Annotated in this window: 19 protein-coding genes and 2 tRNA genes; 8 read left to right on the top strand and 13 right to left on the bottom strand. The window is 42.8% G+C overall.

Features of this window, described 5'->3' with window-relative positions; all coding sequences use genetic code 11:
* Window positions 1–139: 139 nt before the first annotated feature.
* The 3 genes from MsAc7_RS00835 to MsAc7_RS00825 all read left to right on the top strand — a co-directional run bounded on the left by MsAc7_RS00835 (window position 140) and on the right by MsAc7_RS00825 (window position 3,827).
* Complete coding sequence (locus MsAc7_RS00835; protein WP_338102718.1) at window positions 140–2,020, top strand: DUF805 domain-containing protein; 1,881 nt, start codon at window positions 140–142, stop codon at window positions 2,018–2,020.
* A gap of 141 nt (window positions 2,021–2,161) precedes the next feature.
* Window positions 2,162–2,440: an ACT domain-containing protein gene (locus MsAc7_RS00830; protein ID WP_338102717.1), complete on the top strand. Its 279-nt coding sequence runs from the start codon at window positions 2,162–2,164 to the stop codon at window positions 2,438–2,440.
* A gap of 16 nt (window positions 2,441–2,456) precedes the next feature.
* A complete protein-coding gene (locus tag MsAc7_RS00825; RefSeq protein ID WP_338102716.1) occupies window positions 2,457–3,827 on the top strand; it encodes a PFL family protein in 1,371 nt (456 codons plus the stop codon).
* Window positions 3,828–4,040: 213 nt separating this feature from the next.
* Here MsAc7_RS00825 and MsAc7_RS00820 read toward each other — a convergent pair whose 3' ends face one another.
* Window positions 4,041–4,400, bottom strand: coding sequence for an MreA family transcriptional regulator (locus MsAc7_RS00820; protein ID WP_338102715.1), 360 nt, complete (start codon window positions 4,398–4,400; stop codon window positions 4,041–4,043).
* An 842-nt stretch (window positions 4,401–5,242) separates the two neighbouring features.
* A tRNA-Ile gene (locus tag MsAc7_RS00815) sits at window positions 5,243–5,319 on the bottom strand.
* Window positions 5,320–5,638: 319 nt separating this feature from the next.
* On the opposite strand from MsAc7_RS00815, the gene MsAc7_RS00810 reads away from it, so the two are divergent.
* Window positions 5,639–5,710, top strand: a tRNA-Ala gene (locus tag MsAc7_RS00810).
* 180 nt (window positions 5,711–5,890) lie between these two features.
* Here MsAc7_RS00810 and hcp read toward each other — a convergent pair.
* Window positions 5,891–7,561, bottom strand: coding sequence for a hydroxylamine reductase (hcp, locus tag MsAc7_RS00805; RefSeq protein ID WP_338102714.1), 1,671 nt, complete (start codon window positions 7,559–7,561; stop codon window positions 5,891–5,893).
* A 351-nt stretch (window positions 7,562–7,912) separates the two neighbouring features.
* Between hcp and MsAc7_RS00800 the strand changes: the two genes are divergently transcribed.
* Window positions 7,913–8,269 carry a winged helix-turn-helix transcriptional regulator gene (locus MsAc7_RS00800; protein ID WP_338102713.1) on the top strand — a complete coding sequence of 119 codons (357 nt, stop codon included), beginning with the start codon at window positions 7,913–7,915 and terminating at the stop codon, window positions 8,267–8,269.
* Window positions 8,270–8,880: 611 nt separating this feature from the next.
* Here the strand turns inward: MsAc7_RS00800 and MsAc7_RS00795 are convergent.
* Genes MsAc7_RS00795 through MsAc7_RS00785 form a run of 3 tightly spaced genes read right to left on the bottom strand, consistent with a single transcriptional unit; the run spans window position 8,881 to window position 11,454 of the window.
* Window positions 8,881–9,153 (bottom strand): hypothetical protein, encoded by a 273-nt coding sequence (locus MsAc7_RS00795; protein ID WP_338102712.1) that lies wholly within the window; start codon window positions 9,151–9,153, stop codon window positions 8,881–8,883.
* A 33-nt stretch (window positions 9,154–9,186) separates the two neighbouring features.
* Window positions 9,187–11,157 carry a ferrous iron transport protein B gene (gene feoB, locus MsAc7_RS00790; RefSeq protein WP_338102711.1) on the bottom strand — a complete coding sequence of 657 codons (1,971 nt, stop codon included), beginning with the start codon at window positions 11,155–11,157 and terminating at the stop codon, window positions 9,187–9,189.
* Window positions 11,158–11,454 (bottom strand): FeoA family protein, encoded by a 297-nt coding sequence (locus MsAc7_RS00785; protein ID WP_338102710.1) that lies wholly within the window; start codon window positions 11,452–11,454, stop codon window positions 11,158–11,160.
* A gap of 590 nt (window positions 11,455–12,044) precedes the next feature.
* Between MsAc7_RS00785 and MsAc7_RS00780 the strand changes: the two genes are divergently transcribed.
* On the top strand, window positions 12,045–13,454 hold the full coding sequence (locus MsAc7_RS00780) for an AIR synthase-related protein (RefSeq protein ID WP_338102709.1): 1,410 nt from the start codon (window positions 12,045–12,047) through the stop codon (window positions 13,452–13,454).
* Between the two features lie 268 nt (window positions 13,455–13,722).
* Here MsAc7_RS00780 and MsAc7_RS00775 read toward each other — a convergent pair whose 3' ends face one another.
* The 4 genes from MsAc7_RS00775 to MsAc7_RS00760 all read right to left on the bottom strand — a co-directional run bounded on the left by MsAc7_RS00775 (window position 13,723) and on the right by MsAc7_RS00760 (window position 15,936).
* The gene (locus tag MsAc7_RS00775) at window positions 13,723–14,139 is read right to left on the bottom strand and encodes a nucleoside 2-deoxyribosyltransferase (protein WP_338102708.1); all 417 of its coding nucleotides are present in this window, start codon (window positions 14,137–14,139) and stop codon (window positions 13,723–13,725) included.
* Between the two features lie 173 nt (window positions 14,140–14,312).
* On the bottom strand, window positions 14,313–15,299 hold the full coding sequence (locus MsAc7_RS00770) for a HipA domain-containing protein (protein WP_338102707.1): 987 nt from the start codon (window positions 15,297–15,299) through the stop codon (window positions 14,313–14,315).
* On the bottom strand, window positions 15,296–15,643 hold the full coding sequence (locus MsAc7_RS00765) for a HipA N-terminal domain-containing protein (protein WP_338102706.1): 348 nt from the start codon (window positions 15,641–15,643) through the stop codon (window positions 15,296–15,298). Before MsAc7_RS00765 ends, MsAc7_RS00770 begins: the two co-directional genes overlap by 4 nt.
* Entirely contained in the window at window positions 15,640–15,936 is a 297-nt protein-coding gene (locus MsAc7_RS00760) for a helix-turn-helix transcriptional regulator (protein WP_338102705.1), read from the bottom strand. Before MsAc7_RS00760 ends, MsAc7_RS00765 begins: the two co-directional genes overlap by 4 nt.
* Before the next feature lie 1,027 nt (window positions 15,937–16,963).
* Here MsAc7_RS00760 and argC point away from each other — a divergent pair.
* Together argC and argJ are read left to right on the top strand one after the other, a co-directional pair.
* Window positions 16,964–17,998, top strand: a complete 1,035-nt coding sequence (gene argC / locus MsAc7_RS00755) for an N-acetyl-gamma-glutamyl-phosphate reductase (RefSeq protein WP_338102704.1) — start codon at window positions 16,964–16,966, stop codon at window positions 17,996–17,998.
* A 112-nt stretch (window positions 17,999–18,110) separates the two neighbouring features.
* Window positions 18,111–19,319 carry a bifunctional ornithine acetyltransferase/N-acetylglutamate synthase gene (gene argJ / locus MsAc7_RS00750; RefSeq protein ID WP_338103435.1) on the top strand — a complete coding sequence of 403 codons (1,209 nt, stop codon included), beginning with the start codon at window positions 18,111–18,113 and terminating at the stop codon, window positions 19,317–19,319.
* 210 nt (window positions 19,320–19,529) lie between these two features.
* Here argJ and MsAc7_RS00745 read toward each other — a convergent pair whose 3' ends face one another.
* The 3 genes from MsAc7_RS00745 to MsAc7_RS00735 form a co-directional block, all read right to left on the bottom strand.
* Window positions 19,530–22,232, bottom strand: coding sequence for a chitobiase/beta-hexosaminidase C-terminal domain-containing protein (locus MsAc7_RS00745; RefSeq protein WP_338102703.1), 2,703 nt, complete (start codon window positions 22,230–22,232; stop codon window positions 19,530–19,532).
* Window positions 22,233–22,535: 303 nt separating this feature from the next.
* Window positions 22,536–23,450: a sensor histidine kinase gene (locus MsAc7_RS00740; RefSeq protein ID WP_338102702.1), complete on the bottom strand. Its 915-nt coding sequence runs from the start codon at window positions 23,448–23,450 to the stop codon at window positions 22,536–22,538.
* A gap of 250 nt (window positions 23,451–23,700) precedes the next feature.
* A complete protein-coding gene (locus tag MsAc7_RS00735; protein ID WP_338102701.1) occupies window positions 23,701–25,482 on the bottom strand; it encodes a hypothetical protein in 1,782 nt (593 codons plus the stop codon).
* Window position 25,483: the final 1 nt, after the last annotated feature.

Below are 25,483 nucleotides of genomic sequence, written 5' to 3'. Positions count from 1 at the left end.
TCTATCTTTATTTTAACATTTTTATTTTTTCAATAATATTTAAAATTTTGAACTGTCAATACATTCAAATAATTTAAATTCTTTTTTATTCAATATGTCAAAAAATATCCGAAAACTTGCTTTTTTAATTTTGTTTCTTTTGATCGCAGCAATCGTATTCTGTTCTCCCGCTGCCGCCTTTTCCGGTGCCGGAACCGGAACAGCGTCCGACCCGTTTCAAATCACAACCATTTCGGAACTGAACGAAATGCGTGACAATTTGTCGGCCCATTACATTTTAATGAATGATTTGGATTTTTCAGGTTCGGGTTTTTCAAATTGGGAACCGATCGGCAACATACAATACGACTTGGAAACATATGAGTCCGTGCGTGAACCGTTCTCCGGAACATTGAACGGGAACACCCGGACGATTCGAAATCTGACTGTTTCTCTCCCGGACACGCCGCCGGAATCATGGAACGCCGGTTTATTCAAATTTATCGGCTCAGACGGCTACGTTTTTGATTTGACGCTGGCAAACATTCAAATTTCCGGAAATTATGCGACCGGCGGTGCCTTAGCGGCCACCAATAACGGCACGATTTCGAATTGTTCTGTTATCAATGCTTCCGTTTATGCGAATCACTCTGTCGGCGGGCTGGTTGGTACGAATTATGGTTCGATGATGAATTGTTCTTCCTCCGGTCAAGTTATTGTCATTGAAAGAGAAGGCGGCGGTCTTGTCGGCCGCAATGCCGGTTCAATTCAAAACAGTTTTTCGACGGCTTCCGTTGAATCGGTTTGGACAGGTTCGTCAAAGTGGAGCTGGTGGGGCAATAATATCGGCGGCCTTTGCGGCTATAATGACGGGGGATCAATCAGTAACTGTTACGCAACCGGTTCCGTAACAGGAGACGGCCATGTTGGGGGGCTTGCCGGTGATTCTCATGGATACATTGTAAACTGTTATGCCGTCGGAAATGTCACGTCTTATCAGTCATATGCCGGCGGCTTGGTCGGGCTGAACGGCGGCACTTTAAAAGACAGTGTTGCTTTGAACGGTTTTGTCAATTTCAATGAGAATTCCCCTCAATCTTTCGACATATTTTTCAATTCGGAACCCAGCACATCTAATCCGTATTTTAATCCGGGAAACGCCGGAAGCGTCATTGGTAACGGATACCAATCCGGGTATCAGGGAAACAATGTTGAAAATTGTTCGGCGTGGGGCGGCATGACCATCAATGGAAAATCCATCCTGTATTTCCCGTATGAACTCAATATTCCAAAAAAGTCAGCGGACGACATTTGGGACACATTTCCGAACGGCGTTTGGGAAGGGTGGAACACATCGATTTGGATCAACGGGGACGATGCCGGAAATGGTGAAGATGTCGTAAACAGTAACAATACCGGAAACAATGGCCCGGATTTTGAAAATTACCAGCTTCCTGTTTTTGCACAACAACCAACTCCGGCGGACGCTTCTTACTTGACGACGTTTACACAAACGGATATGATGATTTATCATCTGACTCTTCTTGCGATGGTTGTCGCCGTTATTTTGATTATCGCGGGCATTATTTATTTCCTGAAACGGAAAAATATTCATCCTGTTCGTCTTTTCCGAGAGAATTCATCACCGGAAGGACGTCTCAACCGAAGGCCATACATCATAGTCATGATTCTCGGAATTTTCTATCTATTCTTCCTGATTTTTATTCTCTTTGTTTATGATTTGCTGTCTAACATCTTGTCGGGAATAGGGATGGATATTGTGAGTGTCGTGAGCGTCATAATCGGACTTGCTTTAATGTTTGCATCAATTTGGATTTTTATGTTTATTTTCTTTCAAACAGCACGCCGTCTTCATGATTTGAATTTGCCGGGGTGGGTCGCTTTACTTTTAATCCTTCATATTATTCCCATTTTGGCCTTTATTCCGACGCTTATGGAACTGATTTTGTTTGTCATTGATGGAACAAAAGGACCCAATCAATATGGAGAGGATCCAAAAAATAGAATGCCGGAAGAATAACAATTATTCGGATTGTTTTTCCTCTTCATTTGTTTTTAATCCAAGCCGTCACTCAAAAACGGATATATACTTTAAAAGGATTGAATGTGCTTAGTTTTTACTTTCACTTAAATTATTGAAATCATAATCGGAAGAGATATTATGAAAACAGATCGGTATGTAATTACGGTAATCGGTGTGGACACGGTCGGTATCGTCGCCGGTGTCACAAAAGTGATGTCGGATTTTGGTGTCAACATTGTTGACATTCGGCAAACGCTCATGGAAGACATTTTTACGATGCTGATGATCGGCGAAGTCAAGAATGAAAACTTTGTTCTGTCGGATTTTCAGCGCAAAATGACCGAAGTCGGCGACCAATTTAAAGTCGAGATTCGCGTGCAGCACGAGGATGTTTTCCGGTTTATGCACCGCATTTGAAATCCGGAGGCTTACCATGTACATTACTTCCGAAGAAATTATGCAAACCATCGACATGGTTCGGATGGAAAATTTGGACATACGAACGATTACGATGGGCATCAGCTTGCGTGACTGCGCGCATCCGGACGCGGATGTTTTCAATCAAAATATTTATGAAAAAATCATCTCCAAAGCCGAAGATTTGGTTAAAACGGTTGTCGATGTGGAAAATTTATACGGGATTCCGATCATCAACAAAAGAATATCAGTGACGCCAATTTCAATCGTTGCCGAGTCGTGTAAAGGAACCGATGTTTCCACTTATGTTGAAATCGCGAAGACGATGGACAAAGCGGCCAAGGATGTCGGCATTGATTTTATCGGCGGGTTTGGCGCGTTGGTTCAAAAAGGCATGACAAACGGCGACATGCGGCTGATTTCCGCCATCCCGGAGGCATTAGCGGTCACCGATAAGGTTTGCTCTTCCATCAATTTGGCAAGTACGAAAGCCGGAATTAATATGGATGCCGTTGCCCTCATGGGAAAAATTGTCAAGCAGGCGGCTGAAAAAACAGCTCACAGAGATGGGATCGGCTGCGCGAAGTTGGTGGTTTTTGCAAACGCGCCCGACGACAATCCGTTTATGGCCGGCGCGTTTCACGGCATCGGCGAAGCTGAATGTGTCATCAATGCCGGCGTCAGCGGTCCGGGTGTCGTGAATTCCGCACTCCGGCGGCTTTCAAATCCGACATTTGGCGACATTGCCGAAGAAATCAAGAAAACGGCGTTTAAAATCACACGCATGGGAGAGATGGCAGCTCGTGAAGTTTCGCGGCGGCTGGATGTGGAGTTCGGCGTCGTTGACATTTCTTTGGCGCCGACACCGGCCGTCGGCGACAGTGTTGCCGAAATTTTGGAGGCAATGGGACTTGAACGCTGCGGTACGCACGGTACAACGGCGGCGCTGGCTCTTTTGAATGACGCCGTCAAAAAAGGCGGCGCTATGGCGTCATCGTCTGTCGGCGGGCTTTCCGGCGCTTTTATTCCGGTCAGCGAAGACGCCGGAATGATTGAGGCAGTCAATTGCGGCGCCTTGTCTCTTGAGAAATTGGAAGCAATGACCTGCGTTTGTTCGGTCGGCCTTGACATGATCGCCGTTCCGGGAAATACCAGCGCGGCAACGATTTCAGCGATTATCGCGGACGAAATGGCCATCGGCATGATTAACAAAAAAACAACGGCGGTTCGGATAATTCCGGCGCCCGGAAAAGTTGTCGGTGACTCGGTTGAATTCGGCGGGCTTTTGGGACGCGCGCCGGTCATGAAAGTTTCCCGGTTCAGTTCGGAAGAATTTATTAAACGGGGCGGACGCATTCCGGCACCGATTCAATCATTGACGAATTAACTGCGATTTAAATAAATAAAAATTTAAAAATATGAACAAGTAAATAAAAATAATCGCAAAACAAAAAATCAAGTTAAAAATTGAAAATAAACCGGCCAATAGAAAAATAAAATAAAATAAAATAAAATAAAATAAAATAAAAAACCAAAGAGTTAAAGCACAAATCCGTTTCGGATTTGTGGCGCTCTTTTAATTCAAAAAAAAGAAGTGAATTTAAGATATTTTCTTTAACTCTTCGATATTTCTCAAGATAATTCGGCTTTCCTCAATAATGTTTTCTTCGATTTTTTCGATGATTCTGTCCATCGGGACAACGAGTTTGTAATACTTCACAGGTCTTCCTTTTCCGTTGTCTCTTTTTTCTTCACGAATATCGATCCAATCATTGCTTTTTAAGTAACGCATGGCAATGCTGACTTCGGGTTGTCTGAGCCCGGAAGTCATTTCAATGGAATGGGATGTTAATTCTCTGCCATCGGAAAGACACGCCAACGTTTTCGCGACAGGTCTGCTGATGTCCAATTTTCTTAACAACTCTACCATTTCAGAATCTTTTGTGTATTGTTCGTTCATTTATAGTTCCCTCTTTTTTAGTGGCTTCAAACTATATTGTTTGTGCTGTTATTGTTTTCGTTTTTGGTTTTATTCGTTTTTGTTTGTTAGGACCTCAGGCATAATTGTAAGTTATTTATGTCAATTGAGGACCATTCTAAATTTATATAAAAATAACTGTATAGCAGTCCTTACAATTATTTATTTGTTTTTATATCTTTCGTTTTTTTTAAAAACAATCAATATATTGTCATTAAAATTCATCAATTTGTCATTATTAATAATGGTTAACTTTCAGACAGCCCACCTTTCAGAAAGATATGGCGGAGATTAATCATCTCAAAATAACACATTGAATTTACGCATGACAAGCAGCCGATAAGGCTGAACCGTTTTTTAGATGGTGTATATGCTTATTTGAATATTTTTCTCATATAACGAATGAATATTCGAATAATTAACATATCATTCTATTTTTTTATTTTATTTATATTTATTGCTTTATAGTTCCATATATTAATAAAATTTTTTATAAATATTGCCGTTTCCTTTTTTAAAAATGAGCAGATTCTTTTTTAAAACAAGCGGATTGTATGAATTCATCTTCAATTATTCAACTTTATGCCGATTCACCGTCATAAACAAATAATGGAGTACTGCCAACTGTTTTTCACACATAAATATAATATATAAGAACTTTTATTTAAATATATTTATTTTAATACTTTGAGATGTTTCAAAATAATGAATTTCCAACGAATTCAGATTTAATGAAAATAAAAATAAAAATGTCTTTAATTTCAAAAAAATCAAATAAATGCCAAAAACGAAACAAACAGAATAGAATTGTTCAAAAAAGGGTGTGGTGGGCCCGCTGCGATTCGAACGCAGGGCCTTACGGTTATCAGCCGTACGCTCCACCAAGCTAAGCTACGGGCCCAATTGATTGTTGAACCAAAAAACAGAAAAGCAAAATTAAAATTGAAGATGATTTTTATCTCAATATTATTTCAATTTTAAAACGAAAAATCAAAATGTGCTTTGTGATTTGGTTTTTGTTGCCGCAAGACAACATTCCTCTAAATACATATTTTGATATTTAAAGGTTTTGCCATTTTCGGTCTTTTCGTTTTTCAAAACCTCAAACCACCGCCCGTCATATCGACAAATATTTATACCAAATTTGCGTTAGTTCATATCCGACGCCATAGGTTCACAAGAACCAAAGCGGTAAGGATTATTTTGTTCAAAAATCATTTGGGCTGATAGATCAGCGGAAGATCGCTACCTTGGCATGGTAGAGGCCTCGGGTTCAATTCCCGATCAGTCCATTCATTTCCTTTTTTATTTTTCTTTTATGTTTTCTTTTTCTTTATTCGCTCTTCTCTCTTCTCTCCTTCATTTCTTATTTCGACGTTAAATGGAGAAATAAAAAAAGGAATCAACGACTTCAACGATGCGTTAAGTCGCCGCTGAATATTAGTTGATTCCTGTTTTTCGTTCATCTCAAATTAAAGGGTGATCAAACGCTTTATATCGGCGTCAACATCCGAATTCTTGCTGATGTTAAACGTTTTAATCAAAACATCCAAAACGTTCGGAGAAACGCAAGCCGGCAAGACCGGTCCGAGAACAATGTTTTGAACGTTGAGGGACAAAAGCGCCAGGAGAACCAGGCAAGCCTTTTGTTCGTACCAGGCGATGTTGTAAACGACCGGTAAATCATTCACGCTTTCAAGGCCGAACGCTTTGGCCAATTCCAACGCGATAACCACTAAAGAATAACAATCATTGCATTGGCCGGCGTCCAAAACGCGGGGGATGCCGCCGATGTCGCCCAAATCCAATTTGTTGTACCGGTACTTGGCGCACCCGGCTGTTAAAATGACCGTGTCTTTCGGAAGCGCTTGCGCAAATTCGGTGTAATAAACCCGCTCTTTGTGGCGGCCGTCGCAACCGGCCATGACGACGAACTTTTTGATTTGCCCGCCTTTGACGGCGTCAATCACTTTATCAGCGACGCTGAGCGTTGCGTTGTGGGCAAATCCGGTCATGACGGTTCCATCCTCAAGAGGTGTCGGCGCCGGACATTTTTTGGCAAGCGCGATGATTTCGGAAAAATCCTTCGTACCATCCGCCTTTAGCGGAATGCTTTTGATTTTAAGACCGGTCTTTTTATCGGAGAAACCAACCATGTTGGTCGTGAATAATCTGCCCGCATAGGATTCTTTTGGCGGAACCAGACAGTTGGTGGTCATCAGAATCGGACCGTTGAATTTTTCAAATTCGTCCTTTTGCATCCACCAGGCATTTCCATAGTTGCCGACAAGGTTTTCATATTTTTGAAAGGCCGGATAAGCATGTGCCGGAAGCATTTCACCGTGTGTGTAGACATCAACGCCGGATCCTTTCGTTTGTTCAAGAAGCATTTCCATGTCTTTCAAATCGTGACCGCTGATCAGAATTCCCGGATTTTTGCCGACACCTGTTTTGACGGCGGTCGGAACAGGGTTTCCGTAAGCGCCGGTATTGGCGGCATCCAGCATGGACATGACTGTAACACCGCAGCTGCCGCATTCCAAGAGAAGGCCGACCATTTGATCCACGGAAAGTGTGTCGTCAAATGTGGAAACCAGTGCTTTTTCAATAAACATGTAAACATCATCGTTCTCGGAATCCAAGATGTAAGCATGAGTTCCATAGGCAGCAAGGCCTTTTAATCCGTAAACGAGCGTTTCTCGAAGAGAGCGGACATCTGCATTGGCAGTTGACAAAACACCCACTTCAGCCGGATCCTTGGCCATTAATTGGTCATAGGAAATTGTGGCGGCGTCAGCCATTTTTTGAGAAACGCCGGCCAAAACGGAAGAGCACCCGCTTTTTCCGCAGACTTTTTGGCAGACGGCGTCACGCCGCTGAATCGCTTCTGCAATTGTCTTCTTAAAATAATCTTCGTCAAAATTGACGTTGGTCAACGTTGAAAAAAGCGCTTCCATGACAAAAGGACCAAAGGTTTTATCGTCGTTGTTTTTTTCACGAGCTTTCATATTGCAAAAAGCATAGCCTTTTAAAGCGTAAATCAACTTGTCTTGAAGCACCGCAACATCTTCTTTTTTACCGCAAGCGCCGCCGGTCGTACAACCGGTTCCGTTTATTGTTTCTTCGCACTGATAGCAAAACATTAAAATTCACTCCCGTATATCAAATGCAAACGAAATGCCAAACGGAGAGCAGATGAATGAAAGAAATCCGTTTGGCCGATTTTAAAGTTCGTTTGAAAGCAAATTATTTTCGTCTTTGAAAATAATATGTAAAAAACATACTATTTTCAGAGATTTTTTAGGTTTTAGGTTTTATATTTATCAAATTTTTTTAATTCTTGGTTTTATTTTGGGTTGGTTGTTTTGGTTGTTTTGTTTTTACTTTTTTTGTTTTTCACAAAAAGATAATTCTTGGAAGAAATGCTATCTTTTTGATAGTCAATAGTAGGAAGATATTTATTTAAATAGTAGATAGTATCTAATCGGATACTTATGAAAGATTGTACCATTTACAAAGTGACGGATCTGGTCGGTAAGAAGTGGACACTTTGTATTCTTCACGAATTATACAAAGGAAACATGTGCGACAAAAGGTTCAACGAACTCAAAAACTGTCTGTGCGACATCACTCCGAAAACACTTTCCATGCGGCTTAAAGAAATGGAAAGCGAAGGTTTGATTGAAAAAAGAATTGATTCATCTTCTTTTCCGGTCAAATGCGAATACACGTTAACCGACAGCGGAAAAGAGTTGGTTGAAGTCGTCCAGGTGCTCAAAAACTGGGGACACAAGTGGAAAGTGGATAACGAAGCTTGTAAAAATACGCTTTGCATTCAGTGTAAAAACTGAAACGAATAACCCTTTTTGGCGGGCGGCGGCGCGCGCATTACAGCAACACATTTTCTTTGAGCGTCAGACAAACAACGAACCGTTTTTTTAAAAATGCGAATCCGAAAAATCAAACGTTTTACGTTTGATTTGCGAGATGGCTTGTCTGACAGAATTATGAAAATAATGTGAAACAAACACAAAAAAACAATCAAAAAAACGAAATAAAAACAAAATAAAGAAAAAACGAGATGATTCAAAACAATCTGAAAAATTTAAAAACATGATAAGAAGAAAGCAGGCTTTTGAGGTGGAGTTTTAAAAACACTGCTTTCTTCCTTATGAAAGCTGTCCGGCAATTTGATTGGCGGATTTTGCAATCATTCAATTTGTGATGGACAAATTTTTGAGGGAAAACAATTGCAAAACCTATTACCGACAGTCGGTTGTCAATTGAAAGGATGTCGTGCAGACCTTTCAACGGAGTCTAAAAAAGATGACAACCGTGATATTATTTCAAGCTTTACGGATTCTTAGAGAGAGTCCGATTTTTATTTTAGTTTTTAATTTACTTTTAGTCATTTGTGATTTGATTTTACTTTTTTACAGTCTTTTTGTATTCCGTTGCCGCTTTACTTTTTAGATTTCGGCGGCAAAGAATCGTTCAAATTTCCGACGGCAGGAGTTGTTTTTTCCTCCCCGCGATCCTTATCTTTGGACGTTGGCGGCGGCGAACAACAACCGTTTGAACCAAATACCTGTGATTTGGCGCAACAGCCGGAAGACGAACAATTGCTGCAAGACGTTTTTCCATTGAGCATCCCCCACAACTTGTAAACAATAACAATTGCCGCAAAGGCAATCATTCCGTAAACAAGAAGTTGGGGAAGAAGGGATGAATCCACTTTCCCACATCCTTTTCATTTATATTTTCTCATTCACCCGGTGAAATACACCGACAAGAACGGCCAAGCCACCAGCGCAATCCGGTAAACGATAAACGCAACCACATAGGCAATGACGGTTTGGTAAACGGCTGCGAAAATGCCCAGCTTCCAACTGTTGAGTTCACGCTTAATCGTCACAAACGCAACCAGGCAGGGCAAGTAAAGCAGACAGAAGACCATGAACGAAAGCGCAATCTCCGGCGTGAAGAATGACAGGAGCGAATCGCCCGGGTACAAAATTTCAAGCACGGAAACCACAGCTTCTTTGGCAACGAATCCGGTCATCAACGCATCGGCCGCACGCCAATCGCCAAATCCGAGCGGTCCGAAAATCGGCGCAATAATAGAACCGATGACTCCGAAAATACTTTCGGCGGGATCGTCTACCGCTTGGAAGGAAAAGCTGTAGCCTTGGAAGAACCAGATGACAATCGACATCGCAAAGATGACGGTACCGGCACGGATAATGAATCCGCGTGCTTTTTCCCAAATGTGTTTGAAATAAGTGTACAAATCCGGCATTCTGTATGGCGGCAACTCCATAATAAACGGTGAGACAGGCCCTTTAAAGACCGTCTTTTTAAGAAGCCAAGCCGAGAAGATGGCGACGATAACACCGAGAACATAGATGAACAACATGATAATTCCGGCATTCGCGGCAAAGAACGCGGCGATGAAAAATCCGTAAATCGGAAGCCGAGCGCCGCAAGACATAAACGGCGTAATCATGATGGTCGTTTTCCGGTCCATTTCATTGTCCAACGTTCTCGCGGTCATGACAGCCGGAACAGAGCAACCAAAGCCCATAATCATCGGAATAAAGCTTTTTCCGGAAAGACCGATCTTTTTGAACAAGCGGTCCATAATGAAAGCAACTCTGGCCATGTAGCCGGTGTCTTCCATGAGTGTCAAGAAGATAAACAAGATGACGATTTGCGGAACGAATGTCAGCACGCCGCCGACTCCGGCGATGATGCCGTTAATGACAAGATCCAACATCCAATCGGAAACACCGGCGGATGTAAACCATCCTTCGACCCAGCCCGCTAATGTTTCGTTCAAGAAAACATCAATCGCGTCCGAAAAGAAAGAGCCGACCGCTCCGAAAGCCAACTGGAAAACAACCAGCATGATGATCAGAAAAATCGGAATTCCGAGCCATTTGTTGGTCAAAACAGCGTCGATTTTCTTAGAACGTTCGGCTTGAACCTGCCGCTCGCCTTGCTTGACGGTATCGGCGACGATTTTTGTGATGAGATCGTAAACTTCGGAGGAGTGCTCGTCAAAATCAATCTCGTCGGCGTTTTTAAGTTGAGATAAATTGAATTTCGTGTGATCAAATTGATAACCGGCTTTTCCGGGGACGTAACCGGGCACGTTCTTATAACTGTGGTCTAAAATGTCGTTGCATTTCTCCACCAGTTTTTTAATACCATCTTTCGCAACCGATGACGTATGTTTTCCCATCAATTTGGCGACTTTGGCGGAAATGCCGGAGCCTTCAATCGCAGAGATCGGAATAACCGGAAAACCCAAGAGCTTGGACATTTTTTCAAAATCAATTCTTGTCCCGTTTACTTCAACTTCGTCCATCATATTGAGCGCGACGATGGCGGCACATCCGAGTTTTTTAAGTTGGAAAGTTAAATAAAGACCGCGTTCCAAATTGGTCGCGTCAATGATATTGATAACAAGGTCCGGCTTTTCATCAACGATAAAATTCCGGGCGATAATCTCTTCCGCAGAATAAGGCGTGAGAGAATAAATACCGGGAAGGTCAACAACATCTACTGTTTCTTTAGTTCCACCGGAAGATGTTTTGACGTAAGAACCGACTTTCTTTTCAATTGTGACCCCGGGCCAGTTTCCGACTTTTTGGTTGGAACCGGTCATCCGGTTAAAAAGAGTTGTTTTTCCGCTGTTCGGGTTTCCGGCAAGTGCAATCGTGTACTTCCCGGACATTTAGGAAACGCTCCCGGAAACATCTGCTTTTGCGGCGTCGGCGCCGGCACCCGGAACGGTACATTTTCGAACATTTTTGACATGAATTCCTGAAGCTTCGTTTTTCCGGATGGAAAGGTTATAATTGCGGACACGAAGCTCAATCGGGTCGCCGAATGGTGCTGTTTTGACAACTTCCACGCAGGTCCCCGGAGTCATACCCATGCACAGCAAGCGGTTTTTTAAAACGTTGTTGCAATCAATGCCGACAATTTCACATGTGCTTCCCGGAGTAACTTCTTTTAATGTTTGCGTCATAGTTTTTAAGACCTCAATAATTTATTTTATGTTTTTTAAATTAATAAATGATAATTCACGACAATAATAACAATGATGAGAATTGATAATTGGAAAATAATTGAAAATTAAGAACAAGAGAACTTGACTCTTAATTTTCAATTTATTTTATTTGCTTTCAGTTTTGATTGATTTCGTTTTTTTGGGAAATGATTGAATGGAAAAACAATATTTCATGCTTTTCATTGTAGGTTTTGTGATTTTGCATCACTTAGTCTGCTTAATCGGGTTTTCATTGAGTTGATTTAAGATCTCAAACAAACAAATTGTACAAAAACATATGAATGAGAGGGTTTTTCATTGGACTCATATTTTTTCATACAGGACATTGTTTTTTGTTTGTTCAAAATATTTCGTCTTGACGAAACTATTCCTAATAGACATACGGAGTATATAAATGTTTTGGGAATATTTTCAAGGAAAGTAAAGAGGATAAAAAGGAAACCGGACTTGTTTTTACGCGATTGAATAATTGATGAGTTGATCGTAAATACCAAACGCCAAAAAAAATGAACAATAGGATAATAAAGCAAAACGGATAAGAAGTGATTATGGATTTAGAAGGTTACGCAAAGCAGTTTCTTTTAAATAACGACCCGATGGCCGAAGAGAAACTTCAACAAAGAATTGTGGAAATTAAGAATATTTCAGAAGCTGACGCCAAAATGATTGCGGACGCTGTTTTAGAAGAAGTGAGTTTGACGCTGAATTTAAAAGGTGACCTTTTTTCGTTTCAAAAATCCGGCGTTTCCGTCGGTCATTTCGGGGTCGGTTCACGCGGAACCGGTGATTTTTATGTCCACCGAAAAATCGGCGACGTCATCGGAAAAACGGGCGCGGTTTTAGATGCTTCGAATTTGGACGATTCCGGCGTCGTTTTTGTTCCGCCGAGTTCAAGTAAATCGAGCGGCAAAAGCAATAAAAACAACAAAAGTAATCATTCCGAGAACTCTTTTTTGATTTTAACCGTTGACGGCATGCATTCCCGTCTGAGCGCTTATCCTTTTTTGGCCGGGTTTCATGTGGCGAGAGCCGCCCTTCGGGACATTTACGTGATGGGCACAAAGCCGCTGGCGATGCTTTCCGACATCCATGTGGCGGATGACGGCGATATTTCTATGATTTTTGACCATTTGGCCGGAATTGCCGCGGTTTCGGAACTTACGAAAATTCCGCTCGTCACCGGAAGTACACTTCGGATCGGCGGCGATATGGTGATCGGCGACCGGATGACCGGATGTGTCGGTGCCGCCGCTGTTGTTGATAATACCGCGCTGACCGCTCGGAAAAAAGCTGTCCCCGGAGATTTGATTTTGATGACGCGCGGCGCCGGCGGCGGAACAATTACGACGGCCGCCATTTATTCGGGATATGCGGACGCGAAAGCCGTGGTTGAGCGAACGCTGAACGTTGATTTTCTGACGGCTTGCCAAGCTGTTTTGGACGAAAATTTGCATGAAAAGATTCATGTGATGACCGATGTCACGAACGGCGGCATTCGCGGGGACGCCCATGAGATTTCCAAAGAAGCGAATGTTCGGCTTGTTTTTGAAGACGACATGCTGAAACAATGCGTTGACCCCGTTGTTTCAAAAATGCTTGACACGCTTTCAATCGACTTCCGCGGTGTTTCGATTGATTCTTTGCTGGTGATTTGCCCGAAAGAAGCCGCGGATTCAGTCATCGACGCCGTCAAACGCGCCGGAAGTGATATGTTTGTGGTCGGCCGTGTTGAGGAAAACGACGGCAAAAAACCGGGCGCCGTTTTGATTTCAAACGGCAAAGAAACGGATTTTAAACCGCTTTTCCGGGAAGCGCCGTACACGCCGCTTAAAAAAGTTCTCGGCGAACAAACGCCGCCGAATTTTGAGGAAATGCGCATAAAAGTCGATGAGGCGGCGGCGGCGGCGATTTTGAAGAAAGAACGAATTGTGAAGCGGATTCAAGAGATGGAAAAATAACCGTCGAACAATCTTGTTTTTACTTTTTGAGCCGCCGGCAGTTTTTGGAAAAATGGGCGCACGTTCATGAAAAACAGAGAGATGTTTTATTTTTATGTCCCGCAAAAATAAGACAACATTTTCAGCAGCAATCCCTGCATTTGGAGCAAAGCGGCAACTGTATTGTCAGTTGCGGCTGCTCAAATCGGAACAAGAAGTAACTGTATTGTCGAAAACCGCTGTTTTTTACCGAAATGAATTGTCAGCTTCCATTATTCATTTTTTAATTTTAAACATACTTTTCCAAAACCGCCTGCAATTCCTCAACACTGAAAACAAATGCGTCCACCGTTTCTTGAATCATCAAATTGACTTTTTCGTTCGGCGTGTGAATTCGAAAATCCGTGCGAAGCCCGATGATCGGAAGGCCGGCCGCAAAAGCGTAACCGAGTTCCCAAGCCGTTCCGCTGTCGATGTCCGCGCCTTCCAAAACCGCCACCACCAAATCAGACGTTTCAAGCCCCGCAAAGCAGCTTGCAAAGATTCCGGATTGATTTTGATTGTGGCGTTCAACATCATTATCTTCCGCGTCTTCCTGCGGCAGAAAAACGGAAAATCCAATTTCCAAAAACATGGACTCTAACTTTTTGTTAAATTCACGTTCCGCTTGTGAGAAAAGCGGGCCTGCCAAGTAAATTGTGACCATTTTGAAAACCTCATTGTTGAATAAATAAATTAAATTTGAATCATAATTAATAAATTAAACTGAATTCACTTTTTTGAATTGAATATTTATTATAGCAACGGAAGCCAACCGTTTGACGATGGAAAGATCAATATCCGACGATGAAAAACTCGACAGACAGATGGTGGAAAAACTTAATCAGCGACTAAATTCATTCGGTTCGCCCTCTCCAAGACCATTTCCAAATATTTCTCTTTCATCTCTTCCGGCAAGAAACTTCGATGAATCCAATCTGTCCAAAGCGGAATTGTCGTCTCGAATTTATTGAAAATATTTTTTCCGGTTTTTTCATCCAATTTAAGTGTTTGAAACGCCGCCTCAAAATCCCCCCGGTCGATTTTTCTTTTTCGTCCGTTTAATGTCAACGCAAGTTCATCCAAATCTTCCGATAAAATGAGTTTTGTTGCAATCATATCATAAGCCGGCGCCAAAACGTAATCCGTTTTGTTTTCTTTGATGAGAGAGAAGTTTTTGAGATGCATGTCGGCATTCCCGGTCAAAAAACAAAATAAAACTTGTTCCATGAGACGGATCAAATCTAAACCCGGAAGGGATGAATAACTCACAATCGTTTTCCCGATTTGCTCGTATGAACCTTTATATTTATTTTCCGTTAACCGTTCGGTTAACTGACACATGTCCTCCATATGTCTCTTGTTTCCATTTTTGTCCCGGTCAATTCTTTTGGTGATATAGCATAACTCTCCGCCTTTGAAACGAATCAATGAATGCGGAACGGTCGGCAATCCTGAAACTTCCGCTAAATGCATCGTCAAATCTTCTGTTTCAGGTAAATGAAGATACGCATCTGCCGGAGGCTTTAAAATATATCGTCCCCAAAGGCCAACGATTGTAAATCGCTTTGGGGTTTCATTCAAAATATTCAAAGATAATTTCGGCTGAACGCCGGTGATTGTTGTTTGAGACCGGACAACTTCAAGCGCCAACGCATCAATTTCATATTTATGATACGGCAAAACAGGCTCTTGTGTTGTTTCAAATATTTTTTTGGAACAGGAAGGATGAAAATCCATATTTTTTTCAATTTCATTTTTTGACAAATCTTTATAGCAGTAAAGGCACCTTTTTACTTCCGACACCATCGGTTCCGATTCTTTCATTTATACACCTCATCAGCTTCTTTTTTGTCAGCCTGAATACTGACGGCGCCAATACAATCCTTGCAGCAAACCATCAACAAAGACATTCGATCTCGAATATCATACTCGTATCTCCAATTTTTTTTAACAATATCCAGTAACCATCCTTCCGGAATCAACCCGTCAAAAAACGGAAAAAGAACTTTGCTTTTGTATGTTTTGTCCAAAAGAGGTAATGTTAAACTAACCGGCTCGGCATTTTCTGATTTCAAATAATCCGGATCGTAAGAAAACACATATCCGTCATCTGTTTCCGTTAATATTCCGGCAAAATAATCATGCATATAAACATAAGCCGTTTTCATTTAAACCACCGGCTGCGGTCGAGCGGAACAGGGCCCAATTCGCTTCCAAACAACCGAAGAACTTGATTGACTTTATCCATTCGAAGCGTTTCTTTTCCTTGTTCCATGTCTCGAACAAAACGAAGTCCGACTCCGGCCTTCTCCGCTAAATCGACTTGAGTCATTTTTGTTTTCTTCCGTTGAGCCTTCACATATTCCGGAATCGAAAACTTCGGAGAAAGAGAATAATCCTCTTTTTTCATGCCGGCCGAAAGAGATTGTAAAAATGGATTGTCTTCAGCTTTATTTCCCATGAATTATACCTTATCGGGTCTAAATATTTAAACATTTTCATAATTATACCCAAAAAGGTATAATTTAATTAAATTTCCAAAAAGTATATCAATTCGGGTATAAATTAAGATATAAATATAATGAATTAAGCATTGTTTTCAGCCTAAACATTCTGTTTTTAACATCCAACATGTGCTTACCGTTTCCATTTCAGATTTGCACCTGCTGTTTCCATTTCAGATTTGCACCTGCTGTTTCCATTTCAGATTTGCATCTACCGTTTCCATTTCAGATTTGTATCTACCGTTTCAATTTCAGATTTGCACCTGCTGTTTCCATTTCAGATTTGCACCTGCTGTTTCCATTTCAGATTTGCATCTACCGTTTCCATTTCAGATTTGCATCTACCGTTTCCATTTCAGATTTGCACCTGCTGTTTCTAGTTCCAATTATATCCTACCTTCAGCGAAATCCGCAAAATACAAACGCAAAGCGTTTGATTTTGCGGGGCAGTTTGCTTGTTTCGTCAATATTATAGCCGCCCACAGGCTTTAAGCGACCGAAGGGAGCCGTTCGCGCAGCGAACTTTTTGGAAACAGCCTCCCACCGCCCTTGAAAAATTCCGAGCGCAGCGAGGAATTTTTGCGTTAGAATTTGCGGGATGGTTTGCTTGGCTCGTCAAGATTTGACGTTTCCACAATGATTGAAATTCTGAAGTGGGGCGAAGTAATTTTTGCATCTGATTTTGCGGAACGGTCCGCACGAATAAATAATAAATAAAATGGAGGAGCAATTTGAATGATTCAGCAATTTTAATTTTAACGAAAGGATAATTATTTTTTTTCGAAATATTTATTTTTATTTCAAAGTGCATTCAAAAAAGTTCTTCGTTTTTTGATTTTAAGGACATGTTTTATATATTCAATATTTCTTTTTTCATTTTTATGAACAAAACTTTGACCTGAAATAAAAATAACAGGTTCATTCAGGAAAAAGAAATTCCGAAAATTAAGAAAAGGGAATTAAAGAGAAAAGAAAGGAAAAATTATGATTAAAGCAGGAATTATCGGCGCGTCCGGATACGCCGGCGAAGAATTGTTGCGACTTTTAGCGACACATCCGTCGGTTGAAGTCGTTGCCGCCACCTCCCGAAACCTCGCGGGAAAAAAGATTTCATCGGTTCACACCAACCTGGCCGGATTTTATAACAAACTCATCTTTGAAAATTTGAGCAACGACGACATTAAAACGCTCTGCGACGTGATCTTTTTGGCCGTTCCGCACGGCGCTTCCATGGACATTGTTCCCGAACTTTTGGAAAAAAGCAAATGCAAAATCGTTGACTTAAGCGCTGATTACCGCCTCAAAACCGCCGAATTTGAAAAAACCTACGGCCACCCCCACAAAGACCCGCGAGAGGCCGTCTACGCGATTCCCGAAGTTCATGACGTTGCCGCCGAACTCAAAAACAGCAAAAACCCGCGCCTTATCGCCAACCCCGGATGTTTTCCAACCGGAGCCACGCTGGCCGTTGCGCCGCTTGCGAAAACAGGCGTTTTGGAAAATGTTATTTTTGACTCAAAATCAGGAATCACCGGCGCTGGAAACACGCCAACCGAAACATCCCACTTCCCGAATTTAACGGAAAATATCATCCCGTATAAATTAACAGCTCACCGTCACCTTGCGGAAATGAAACAGGAAATTTCACGCCTGCAACCCGGATTCTCCAATGTCTGCTTTACGCCACATGTGATTCCGGCCGCGCGTGGAATTATGACGACGGCGCACGTCTTTACAAAAGAAAAATACACCACAAAAGACGTGAAAGAAATCTATTCGGAATTTTATGAAAATAAACCGTTCGTTCAACTGGTTGACGGTGTTCCATCCCTCTTAAACGTCCGCGGTTCCAACTTCTGCCACATCGGCATCGAAGCGGAAGCCGCCAACAACCGGATTGTGATCACATCCGCCATTGACAACCTTGTGAAAGGCGCGTCCGGGCAAGCGATTCAAAACATGAACATTATGTTCGGACTCAAGGAAACAGAAGGTCTTTGGTTCCCGGGACTTCCGTAATTGAAAACGGCAACAAGAACGCAGATCAAAAATAAAAAACGAAAAATCCAAAAATCCAAAATCATAACAATCATCAAATAATTCATTAAAACTGAAAAAGAGGAATATCATGATTCGACAAATTGAAGGCGGAATCACCGCCGTTTCCGGAGTTTCGGCCTTTGGTTTAAAGGACGGGAAAAAAGGTCTTGCGATTATTTTGGCGGAAGGCCCTGCCGCCGGCGTCTTTACGCGCAATAAAGTCATTGCGGCGCCGCTCATTGTTACCAAAGAAAAATTAGGAACAAACGGCGGCTTTCTGTCGGCTGTCATCGCCAACAGCGGAAACGCAAACGCGTATACCGGCGAACAAGGTCTTAAAGACGCGAAAGAAATGACGCGCCTGCTTGCCGAAAAAATCAAAGCGGACGATAAATTCATCGCCGTCGCGTCAACCGGCGTCATCGGCCGAAAAATGGACATGAATTGGATTTCATCCCACATCGAACCGGTCCTGTCGTCCGTATCAACAACGGAAGAGGGAAGCGTCGGCGCGATGCGCGCGATTATGACAACTGACCTCGTTCCGAAAGTCTTTGCCTGCGAAGTGAAAACGGATGCCGGAAGTTACCGGATTGCCGGAATCGCCAAAGGCTCCGGCATGATTGAACCGAATATGGGAACCATGCTCGGATTTGTGTACACGGACGCTGCGGTTGCCTCGGGACAGCTTCAAAAATGCCTGACGGCCGCCGTCAACAAGAGTTTTAACATGATTGTGGTGGACGGTGACACCAGCACAAATGATATGTGCCTTTTGACCGCCACCGGAAAATCAGGTATTCGAATCACCGACGGAAAATCCTTGGAAGAATTCCAAAACGCGCTGGACCTTGTTCTCATTGAGCTGGCCAAAATGATTGCGAAGGACGGGGAAGGCGCGACCAAATTGGTCGAGTCAACCGTGATTGGCGCTAAAACGAAAGAGGATGCGAAGTTGGCCGCAAAATCCATTGTCCGCTCGCCTTTGGTCAAAACCGCCATCTTTGGAAACGACCCGAACTGGGGACGAATTGTTGCCGCCGCCGGCTATTCCGGCGCGGACTTTGACCAAACGAAAATAACGCTTTCCGTTTCGGACGGGACGAAAACGGCCAACCTTGTGAAAAACGGCGAAATCATCGAAAAAGACCCGGCCGTTCTGGACGAATTGAAGAAAATCATGTCTGCCAAAACTATTTTTATCAAAATTGATTTGGGCGCCGGACCGGAAACGGCAACGGCATGGGGCTGCGATTTGACATATGATTATGTGAAAATCAACGCGGAATACACAACTTAAAATGAAACAGAAAAAATAAAAATCTAATGAAGATTCAAAAAATAACTAAAAACGAATATTTAAAATAAGATCTAAAAATTAAATTTAAAAATCTAAAAATTAAATTTAAAAATCTAAAAATTAAATTTAAAAATTAATTTAAAAATAAATAAAAACCGGTTCGGTTTAACCGAAATCGGTCCTTATTTTTTAAAACGTTGTTAACGGTTTTTATTTCTGATTCAATTGTTTCTTTTTATCCGACCACTTCTTGTAGGCGTAAGCCGCGAGAATCAGAAGAAGCAAAAGCAGCAGGAGAATCCACCATGGGAACGGTTTTTTGACAACTTCGGACTCCATCGGCGGTACTTCCGGCGTTACCGTATTATTGTTGCCGCTGTCGTTACCGTCCGTAATAGTGGTTCCGTTCGTACCGTTGTTCGGACCGATAATTGTCGCGTTTCCGGTGCCGCCGCTTGATCCGCCGCCTGTTTCATTGCCTATTTTAAGAACAATGGCATCGGAAATCAGATTTGAATTGGACACCGTCACCGGACTTTGAGATGTGATGACAGGACTGCTTTCACGGTCATATTCGTACCGGAAATTTGCCGAAACCGGCGCCACCGGCAAAGTGTACTCGACCGAATCATCAGTCATCAATACTGTTCCGGCAAGTCCGATGCCTGTCCAGACCGACGGGTCAAAAACAAATTGCCCGGTTGTTGTGTCCAATGTTCCTGTTGTTAACGTAGAACCGGAACGGACGAGCGTCAAACCGTAAGTGCGGTCTCCCAAATTGACAGCATCTTGATTAACGTTGATCGTCAGAGTCACCGGATCAAGCGTCAACGTAACGGTTTGCTCTAAATCAGACAAACTTGCTCCGGTCCGCGAGAACGTTTTTTGGTTGTCAGCCGGTAAATTAAGATTTTCGGTAAAACCGGTTGTCGGTTGGTAATTGGCAAAATAAGTACCATCGGACTCAATAACAAATACATTTAAAGTGCCCGAGATTGGAGAACTGGCACTATCGGTAACCGTGTAATTGAAATCGGAAATCGCCGCATTGTTCCCGTCCATGACAGCGGAAACGGTCAATTTTCCGTTCTTGGCGACGGCATTGATGGTATCCGTCGTTCCGGCGCCGAAATCCACTGTTTCTGAATAATTTTCACTGTATCCGGTTCTGTTGACGAAACACAAATACTCATCCGTTTCAAATAAAATCCGGTATGTACCGGACCGGTTCATGAGTTCGGTCGGAACACCGCCAACCTTTTTATTTTCAAAAACGTAAGTTCCGGGACTTCCGGCGGACACGCTGACGCTTGAAACATCGTCCCAAAGGGAACCGTTTTGTTCTTGAAGAGTAACGGTCACATCTTTTCCTGAAAGCGTCACCGTGTCGGACGCAACGCTTACCGTTCCGGACACATTCAATGGTTCTACGACAGTCAATTCCGCCGAATTGGATGAAACGGTTGACGACGCAATCGGGTTGTTGTTATCGCCGACGACCGCTTTAAATTCCCAGCCGTCCATACCGGCCGCCGCTGAAGAAATGGATAATTGATTGGAGTTAAATCCGCTGCTTCCGGAAACAGTCGCCGTTGTGACATTGACAAAACCGCTTCCTTTGTCCACCGTCCACTGATAAGTCAAAGTTCCGTGACCGACCGCCGTTACATTAAAGGTCACCGGGTCGCCGGCCATAACGGAAATATCCTCCGGGCTTGCGGTCACCAACAACTGCTGCTGATAAGTAATACTTAAAGTACTGCTGTTATCCCACCCGTATTTGGCGGCCATCGCTTTCAAATTCGTTCCGGGGGACACGGACACTGTGCTTCCGGAACTTCCGGAAAAGCGCGTCAAGCTGCTTGACGGGTCCGATCCGTCTGTTGTCCAATAAATGGTCGCGTCGGACGGGCTCAAACAACTCAACGTAATGCTTGTTGCCCCGTTAATAATATTTCCCGAAGGCGTTGTTGTCGGCGTTGAAATGGTGCCGAGAGAATTGACAATGACATTGTATTTGGCAATGGGAAAGCTGTTGCCGCCAACAGTGATGTAACAAATATAAGTTCCCGCATCGGAAGACTGAACGTATGTTTTACCATAAGCTGCTTCAGTTTTTCCGGACAAGTTGACGTCGCCTTTTGTCCACTGCAAAGTTCCGCCGCTGCCCGGAATTTGTAAAGTGCAATTCGTTTGAAGCTCCAGGTCATCGCCGGCGTTTAACGTAATCGTTCCCATCTGCAAAGAACCAATCGCGACAATTGAACCGGTCTGAAAACCGCTCATATTGTTGTTGTAAGTTTGAGCGGCGGTAATGTTGGGCACAAAAATTAAAACAGAATCACTAAAAGATGGGTTCGTAGAAGTATTGTTTATAGATGCCGGTTTATTTCCGAGACTGATAACTTCCAGTGGCACATCTAAAAAAACACCAACATCGAAACTGTTCGCTGATGGCAAATATGCATACCATAAATTCAAACAATCACCAAGAGAATAATCTGAAAGACTTATTGCGTTTGGGAAAGAAACGTACTCAAGAGCAATAAAATCTAAATACTCATGACTGCCGACAGATGTAACACCGTTTCCCGTGATGGAAAGAATGTATTGATTACCACCATGATATCCGTCACCCGGTCCTTCCGACGCGTCGTTAAGCACCAAATGATACCTTTGGGTAAGTCCCATCAATGTCGCCCAGCCGGTAGCGTTAAGAGCTGTCGGCCCGGTGACGTTAATCGTATCTTCGGGTTGATAAAACGGCGCCGTTCCGGCGTTTAATGAGGCTGCGGTCACCTCAACGTTTGCGGCCATCGCTGTCGGAAGGACGAGCAGAAAGATCAATAAGAATACAAGAAGGAATGAAATTTTCGAAATATTTCGCGTTGTTTTTTCAATTAATTTTTCCATAGTATTTCCTTTTAGAATTAAATTCAAAAGATTGTTTTTAATGAAATTTATCAGATATTATTATAATGATAAATTGATCAAATAAAGAAAGAAGAAGGATATATATTTTTTGAGATATAATATTTGATGTGATAATTATATTAAGAAAGATGAGAGAGAAGAACATAACCTTACATGAAACACGACCAAAAAACAGAATATGCGGCTGAAACAAAATACAAAAAACAGAAGGAAAATAAAGAAATAGAAGAGAAAATAAAAAAACAGAAAGAAAAAACAGAAGTAAAAAACAGAAGTAAAAAATTAATTCTTTTCATCCGGAATCCGGACCGGCAAGTCAATGAAAAAAGTGGTTCCTTCCTCTTTATTGCTCACAAAACCGACTTTTCCGCCGAGATATTGTTCGCCAAGCAGCTGGACGCTGTAACTGCCGAGTCCTCGGTTTTCGCCTTTTGTGGAAAACTGTTTCTTAAAAATATAAGGCTTTGAATCTTCCGAAATTTCGGAATCGTTGTGTACCCAAAAACGAATAAAATCAACCGGATAACAATCCCCGGATACATGAGAACCTTTGCAATCACATCCGGCACCGCTGCCCATTCGATGTCCGCTCTGACCCTTATTTTTCGAATCACACATTTTTGAGCCGATCGTAACCGAACCGCCGACATCGGTGGCTTCAAGAGCGTTTTTCATTAAATTAATCAAAATGCGGGATAAAAGAACCTTATCTGTTTGAACCGGAACCGGCTGCGAATTCGGAGAAACGTCAATCGTTTTGCCTTTGGAAACATCATGGTTTTCCAGTTTCATCGTCACCGATTTGAGAAGCTCAAGAGAATTCACGTCGTTTTTGAAAACTTTCAAGTCGCCGTTTTCCGCAAGTGTAATTTGGCGGTAGGATTGAATTTCCTCAATAAGAGAATCGCACAGCTCAAGCGAGCTTGCGATGTACTTTTGAATTTTGACCGGATCCGGATTTTCAGACATTAATTCTAAAAACCCGTGAAGGCCGCCGACTGAATTCAAAAGATCGTGAAGAAAAAGGCGCTCGTGCTGGACTCTGATTTTGTTGTCCGGCGATTCAACAACCGTCGGAACATTCAGTTGAGATGAAGAATCTGAAATATGCGCCGGCGAAGAACACAGAGTTTCCGGTTCCGAATAAATCGGGCCGGATTTGGTCCTCACGATTTCAGATTTTTGATTTGAAGACATGAAACATGCACCGTTAAATTAAACGATTATTCTATAAGAATCTGACATTATATAATACGTTTGTCAAATGAAATTATAAGGAGAATATGATTTTTAAAAATCTAATAAAAATAAATGATGAATAAACTCAACAATAAATTGTCAAAAATGAATCGGAAAATATGAAAAAACGCCCGGCTGTTTTCTTGAATTGATCAAAAGCAGGCACCATAGCGCATACGACGCCCGCCCAAAAAAAAAAAAAAAATGATTATTGAGGAATGTTGCATTCCTTGACAATAATCTTTTCATCCGGTTTTGTCGGCGAGCGTTTAACCGTGACATCAACGACCGGCGCTTTGGCGTAAACTTGTTTGCTCCAAGAAATAATGTATCCATCCGCCATCGGGGACACCTTAAACTCGGATGTTTTCAATCTTTCACCGCAATTGCACATCACGTCGGCCGTAAATCCTTTGAGCAGCTTCAGTTCTTTGACTTGGCAGCGGCTGATTTCAAAGAAATCTTCGTCTTCCATGTTGTTCCAAAGGAACGGGTTCATCAAATACACGTGTTTTAAGTTGACTTCATTGGAAACCTGCACAGCTTTCACCGACGATGACGACACAAAGGACGAGGGAGCTTCGGGACCGCCCGATAAATCCGCATTAGTCGTGATGTTGGGCAAATTGCCGGAAATTTTTAAAACCGCCGGTTTATTCTTCTTTTCGGGCGGCTGAATCTTAAATTCATCATCCGTCGCACCGAGCATGTTCAAAACTTTTTGATGCGCTTCGTCAAACGTCATCGGTTTTGCGCCTAAAACGGTCAACATATCGGACAAAGCGTTAAACCCGGTCAGCAATGTTTCGCCGGCGGCCGTTGACAAATTAATGAGACGGCCTTCCGAATTCATGACGGAGCCTTTCTTCTTGTAAAACGGTTCGGACGCAATCACGATACCAGCCTCATTACAGCTTGATGTGTAACGCGACGATTGAATAATCAACGCGTCCAAGTTCTTAAATGCCTCTTTGATGTGGTCGTTGAGACAAATGTCGATCAAATCGGATTCCAAACAGTACAACACTTTAATGCTGCCGTCATCGATACCGGCCAAAATGTCATCAAACGACTTTTGTTTGGTGTGCTTTGACAAATATCCGGCGCCGGTCGCGTTGATGAACGGACGGAGGAAAAGCATGTTGCCGGGAAGGTCAGGATTTCCGCGGCCGGCTGACAGTTCAACAATTTCCGCGAGACGTTTCGCATGCGTATACGGCGTCAAATCGGAAATGATGAGAGTGTCGGCGTCCGGTTTGAAATCAACGTCATAAAGGCTCATTTCAGGCGTGAGCAAAATATTTTTGTCCGCAATCGGAAACTCTTTGAGACCGAATGAAATGATTTCTGCCCCTTTGTTTTTGGCGTGAATCAACCGGCGGACCAACAACGGATACGAAACATACGGGTCCACCAAGAGGTAAATTTTCTTGGCATGGGCGACATCGTCGTAGGTAACGCCGCGTCCCGTGTGCGCGTGAAGCTTGCCGATTGCCTTGAAAAGTCCGGTCATTCCGGTGTTGACCGGAACGCCCAGTTTCTTTCCGACTTCCATGAACATCAAATGTTCTTCGTTCGTCGCGTTGCCGATGGAAAGCAGGCAAATGTTTTCCGGTTTGGTTTTCTTCAAAATTTCGGCGGCTTTCGAAACGGCGGTTTTTACATCCGTATCATTTCCATCGACCATTGATTCGGCCGGACAGAAACTCTTGGCTAATTTCACACCGAAGCGGCAAAGTTTGCCTTCATTGACCGGCGATGCTTTCCGGAAATCAACATGAAGCAGCGGCGCGCCGCAAGCACTTCCGGTCGGAACGTCGGTCATAATTTCCCGCATGTAAACACCGCAGCCGAAACCGCAGCCCGGACAAACGGTAGAATAAACGTTTTCCTTAAACACGACGTCGCAGACCTTTGCACCATCCGTGTTTCCGGTACCGGTGCCGGTTCCGCACTTGCCGGCAGAATTTGCATTGTTTTCAGTTGCCATT

The sequence above is a fragment of the Methanolapillus millepedarum genome (assembly GCF_032594115.1).
Classification (GTDB): Archaea; Halobacteriota; Methanosarcinia; order Methanosarcinales; family Methanosarcinaceae; genus Methanolapillus; species Methanolapillus millepedarum.
Note: the sequence above shows the minus strand (reverse complement) of the source record. Positions and strands in the feature narration are given on the sequence as shown.

What these genes read in the sequence shown, in the direction of transcription:
- MsAc7_RS00785 (WP_338102710.1), bottom strand. Translation starts at nt 11,454, where the DNA reads ATGACGCAAACATTAAAAGAAGTTACTCCGGGAAGCACATGTGAAATT.
- MsAc7_RS00825 (WP_338102716.1), top strand. Translation starts at nt 2,457, where the DNA reads ATGTACATTACTTCCGAAGAAATTATGCAAACCATCGACATGGTTCGG.
- MsAc7_RS00745 (WP_338102703.1), bottom strand. Translation starts at nt 22,232, where the DNA reads ATGGAAAAATTAATTGAAAAAACAACGCGAAATATTTCGAAAATTTCA.
- MsAc7_RS00830 (WP_338102717.1), top strand. Translation starts at nt 2,162, where the DNA reads ATGAAAACAGATCGGTATGTAATTACGGTAATCGGTGTGGACACGGTC.
- argC (WP_338102704.1), top strand. Translation starts at nt 16,964, where the DNA reads ATGATTAAAGCAGGAATTATCGGCGCGTCCGGATACGCCGGCGAAGAA.
- MsAc7_RS00800 (WP_338102713.1), top strand. Translation starts at nt 7,913, where the DNA reads ATGAAAGATTGTACCATTTACAAAGTGACGGATCTGGTCGGTAAGAAG.
- MsAc7_RS00760 (WP_338102705.1), bottom strand. Translation starts at nt 15,936, where the DNA reads ATGGGAAATAAAGCTGAAGACAATCCATTTTTACAATCTCTTTCGGCC.
- MsAc7_RS00775 (WP_338102708.1), bottom strand. Translation starts at nt 14,139, where the DNA reads ATGGTCACAATTTACTTGGCAGGCCCGCTTTTCTCACAAGCGGAACGT.
- hcp (WP_338102714.1), bottom strand. Translation starts at nt 7,561, where the DNA reads ATGTTTTGCTATCAGTGCGAAGAAACAATAAACGGAACCGGTTGTACG.
- MsAc7_RS00820 (WP_338102715.1), bottom strand. Translation starts at nt 4,400, where the DNA reads ATGAACGAACAATACACAAAAGATTCTGAAATGGTAGAGTTGTTAAGA.
- MsAc7_RS00780 (WP_338102709.1), top strand. Translation starts at nt 12,045, where the DNA reads ATGGATTTAGAAGGTTACGCAAAGCAGTTTCTTTTAAATAACGACCCG.
- MsAc7_RS00740 (WP_338102702.1), bottom strand. Translation starts at nt 23,450, where the DNA reads ATGTCTTCAAATCAAAAATCTGAAATCGTGAGGACCAAATCCGGCCCG.
- MsAc7_RS00735 (WP_338102701.1), bottom strand. Translation starts at nt 25,482, where the DNA reads ATGGCAACTGAAAACAATGCAAATTCTGCCGGCAAGTGCGGAACCGGC.
- MsAc7_RS00765 (WP_338102706.1), bottom strand. Translation starts at nt 15,643, where the DNA reads ATGAAAACGGCTTATGTTTATATGCATGATTATTTTGCCGGAATATTA.
- MsAc7_RS00770 (WP_338102707.1), bottom strand. Translation starts at nt 15,299, where the DNA reads ATGAAAGAATCGGAACCGATGGTGTCGGAAGTAAAAAGGTGCCTTTAC.
- feoB (WP_338102711.1), bottom strand. Translation starts at nt 11,157, where the DNA reads ATGTCCGGGAAGTACACGATTGCACTTGCCGGAAACCCGAACAGCGGA.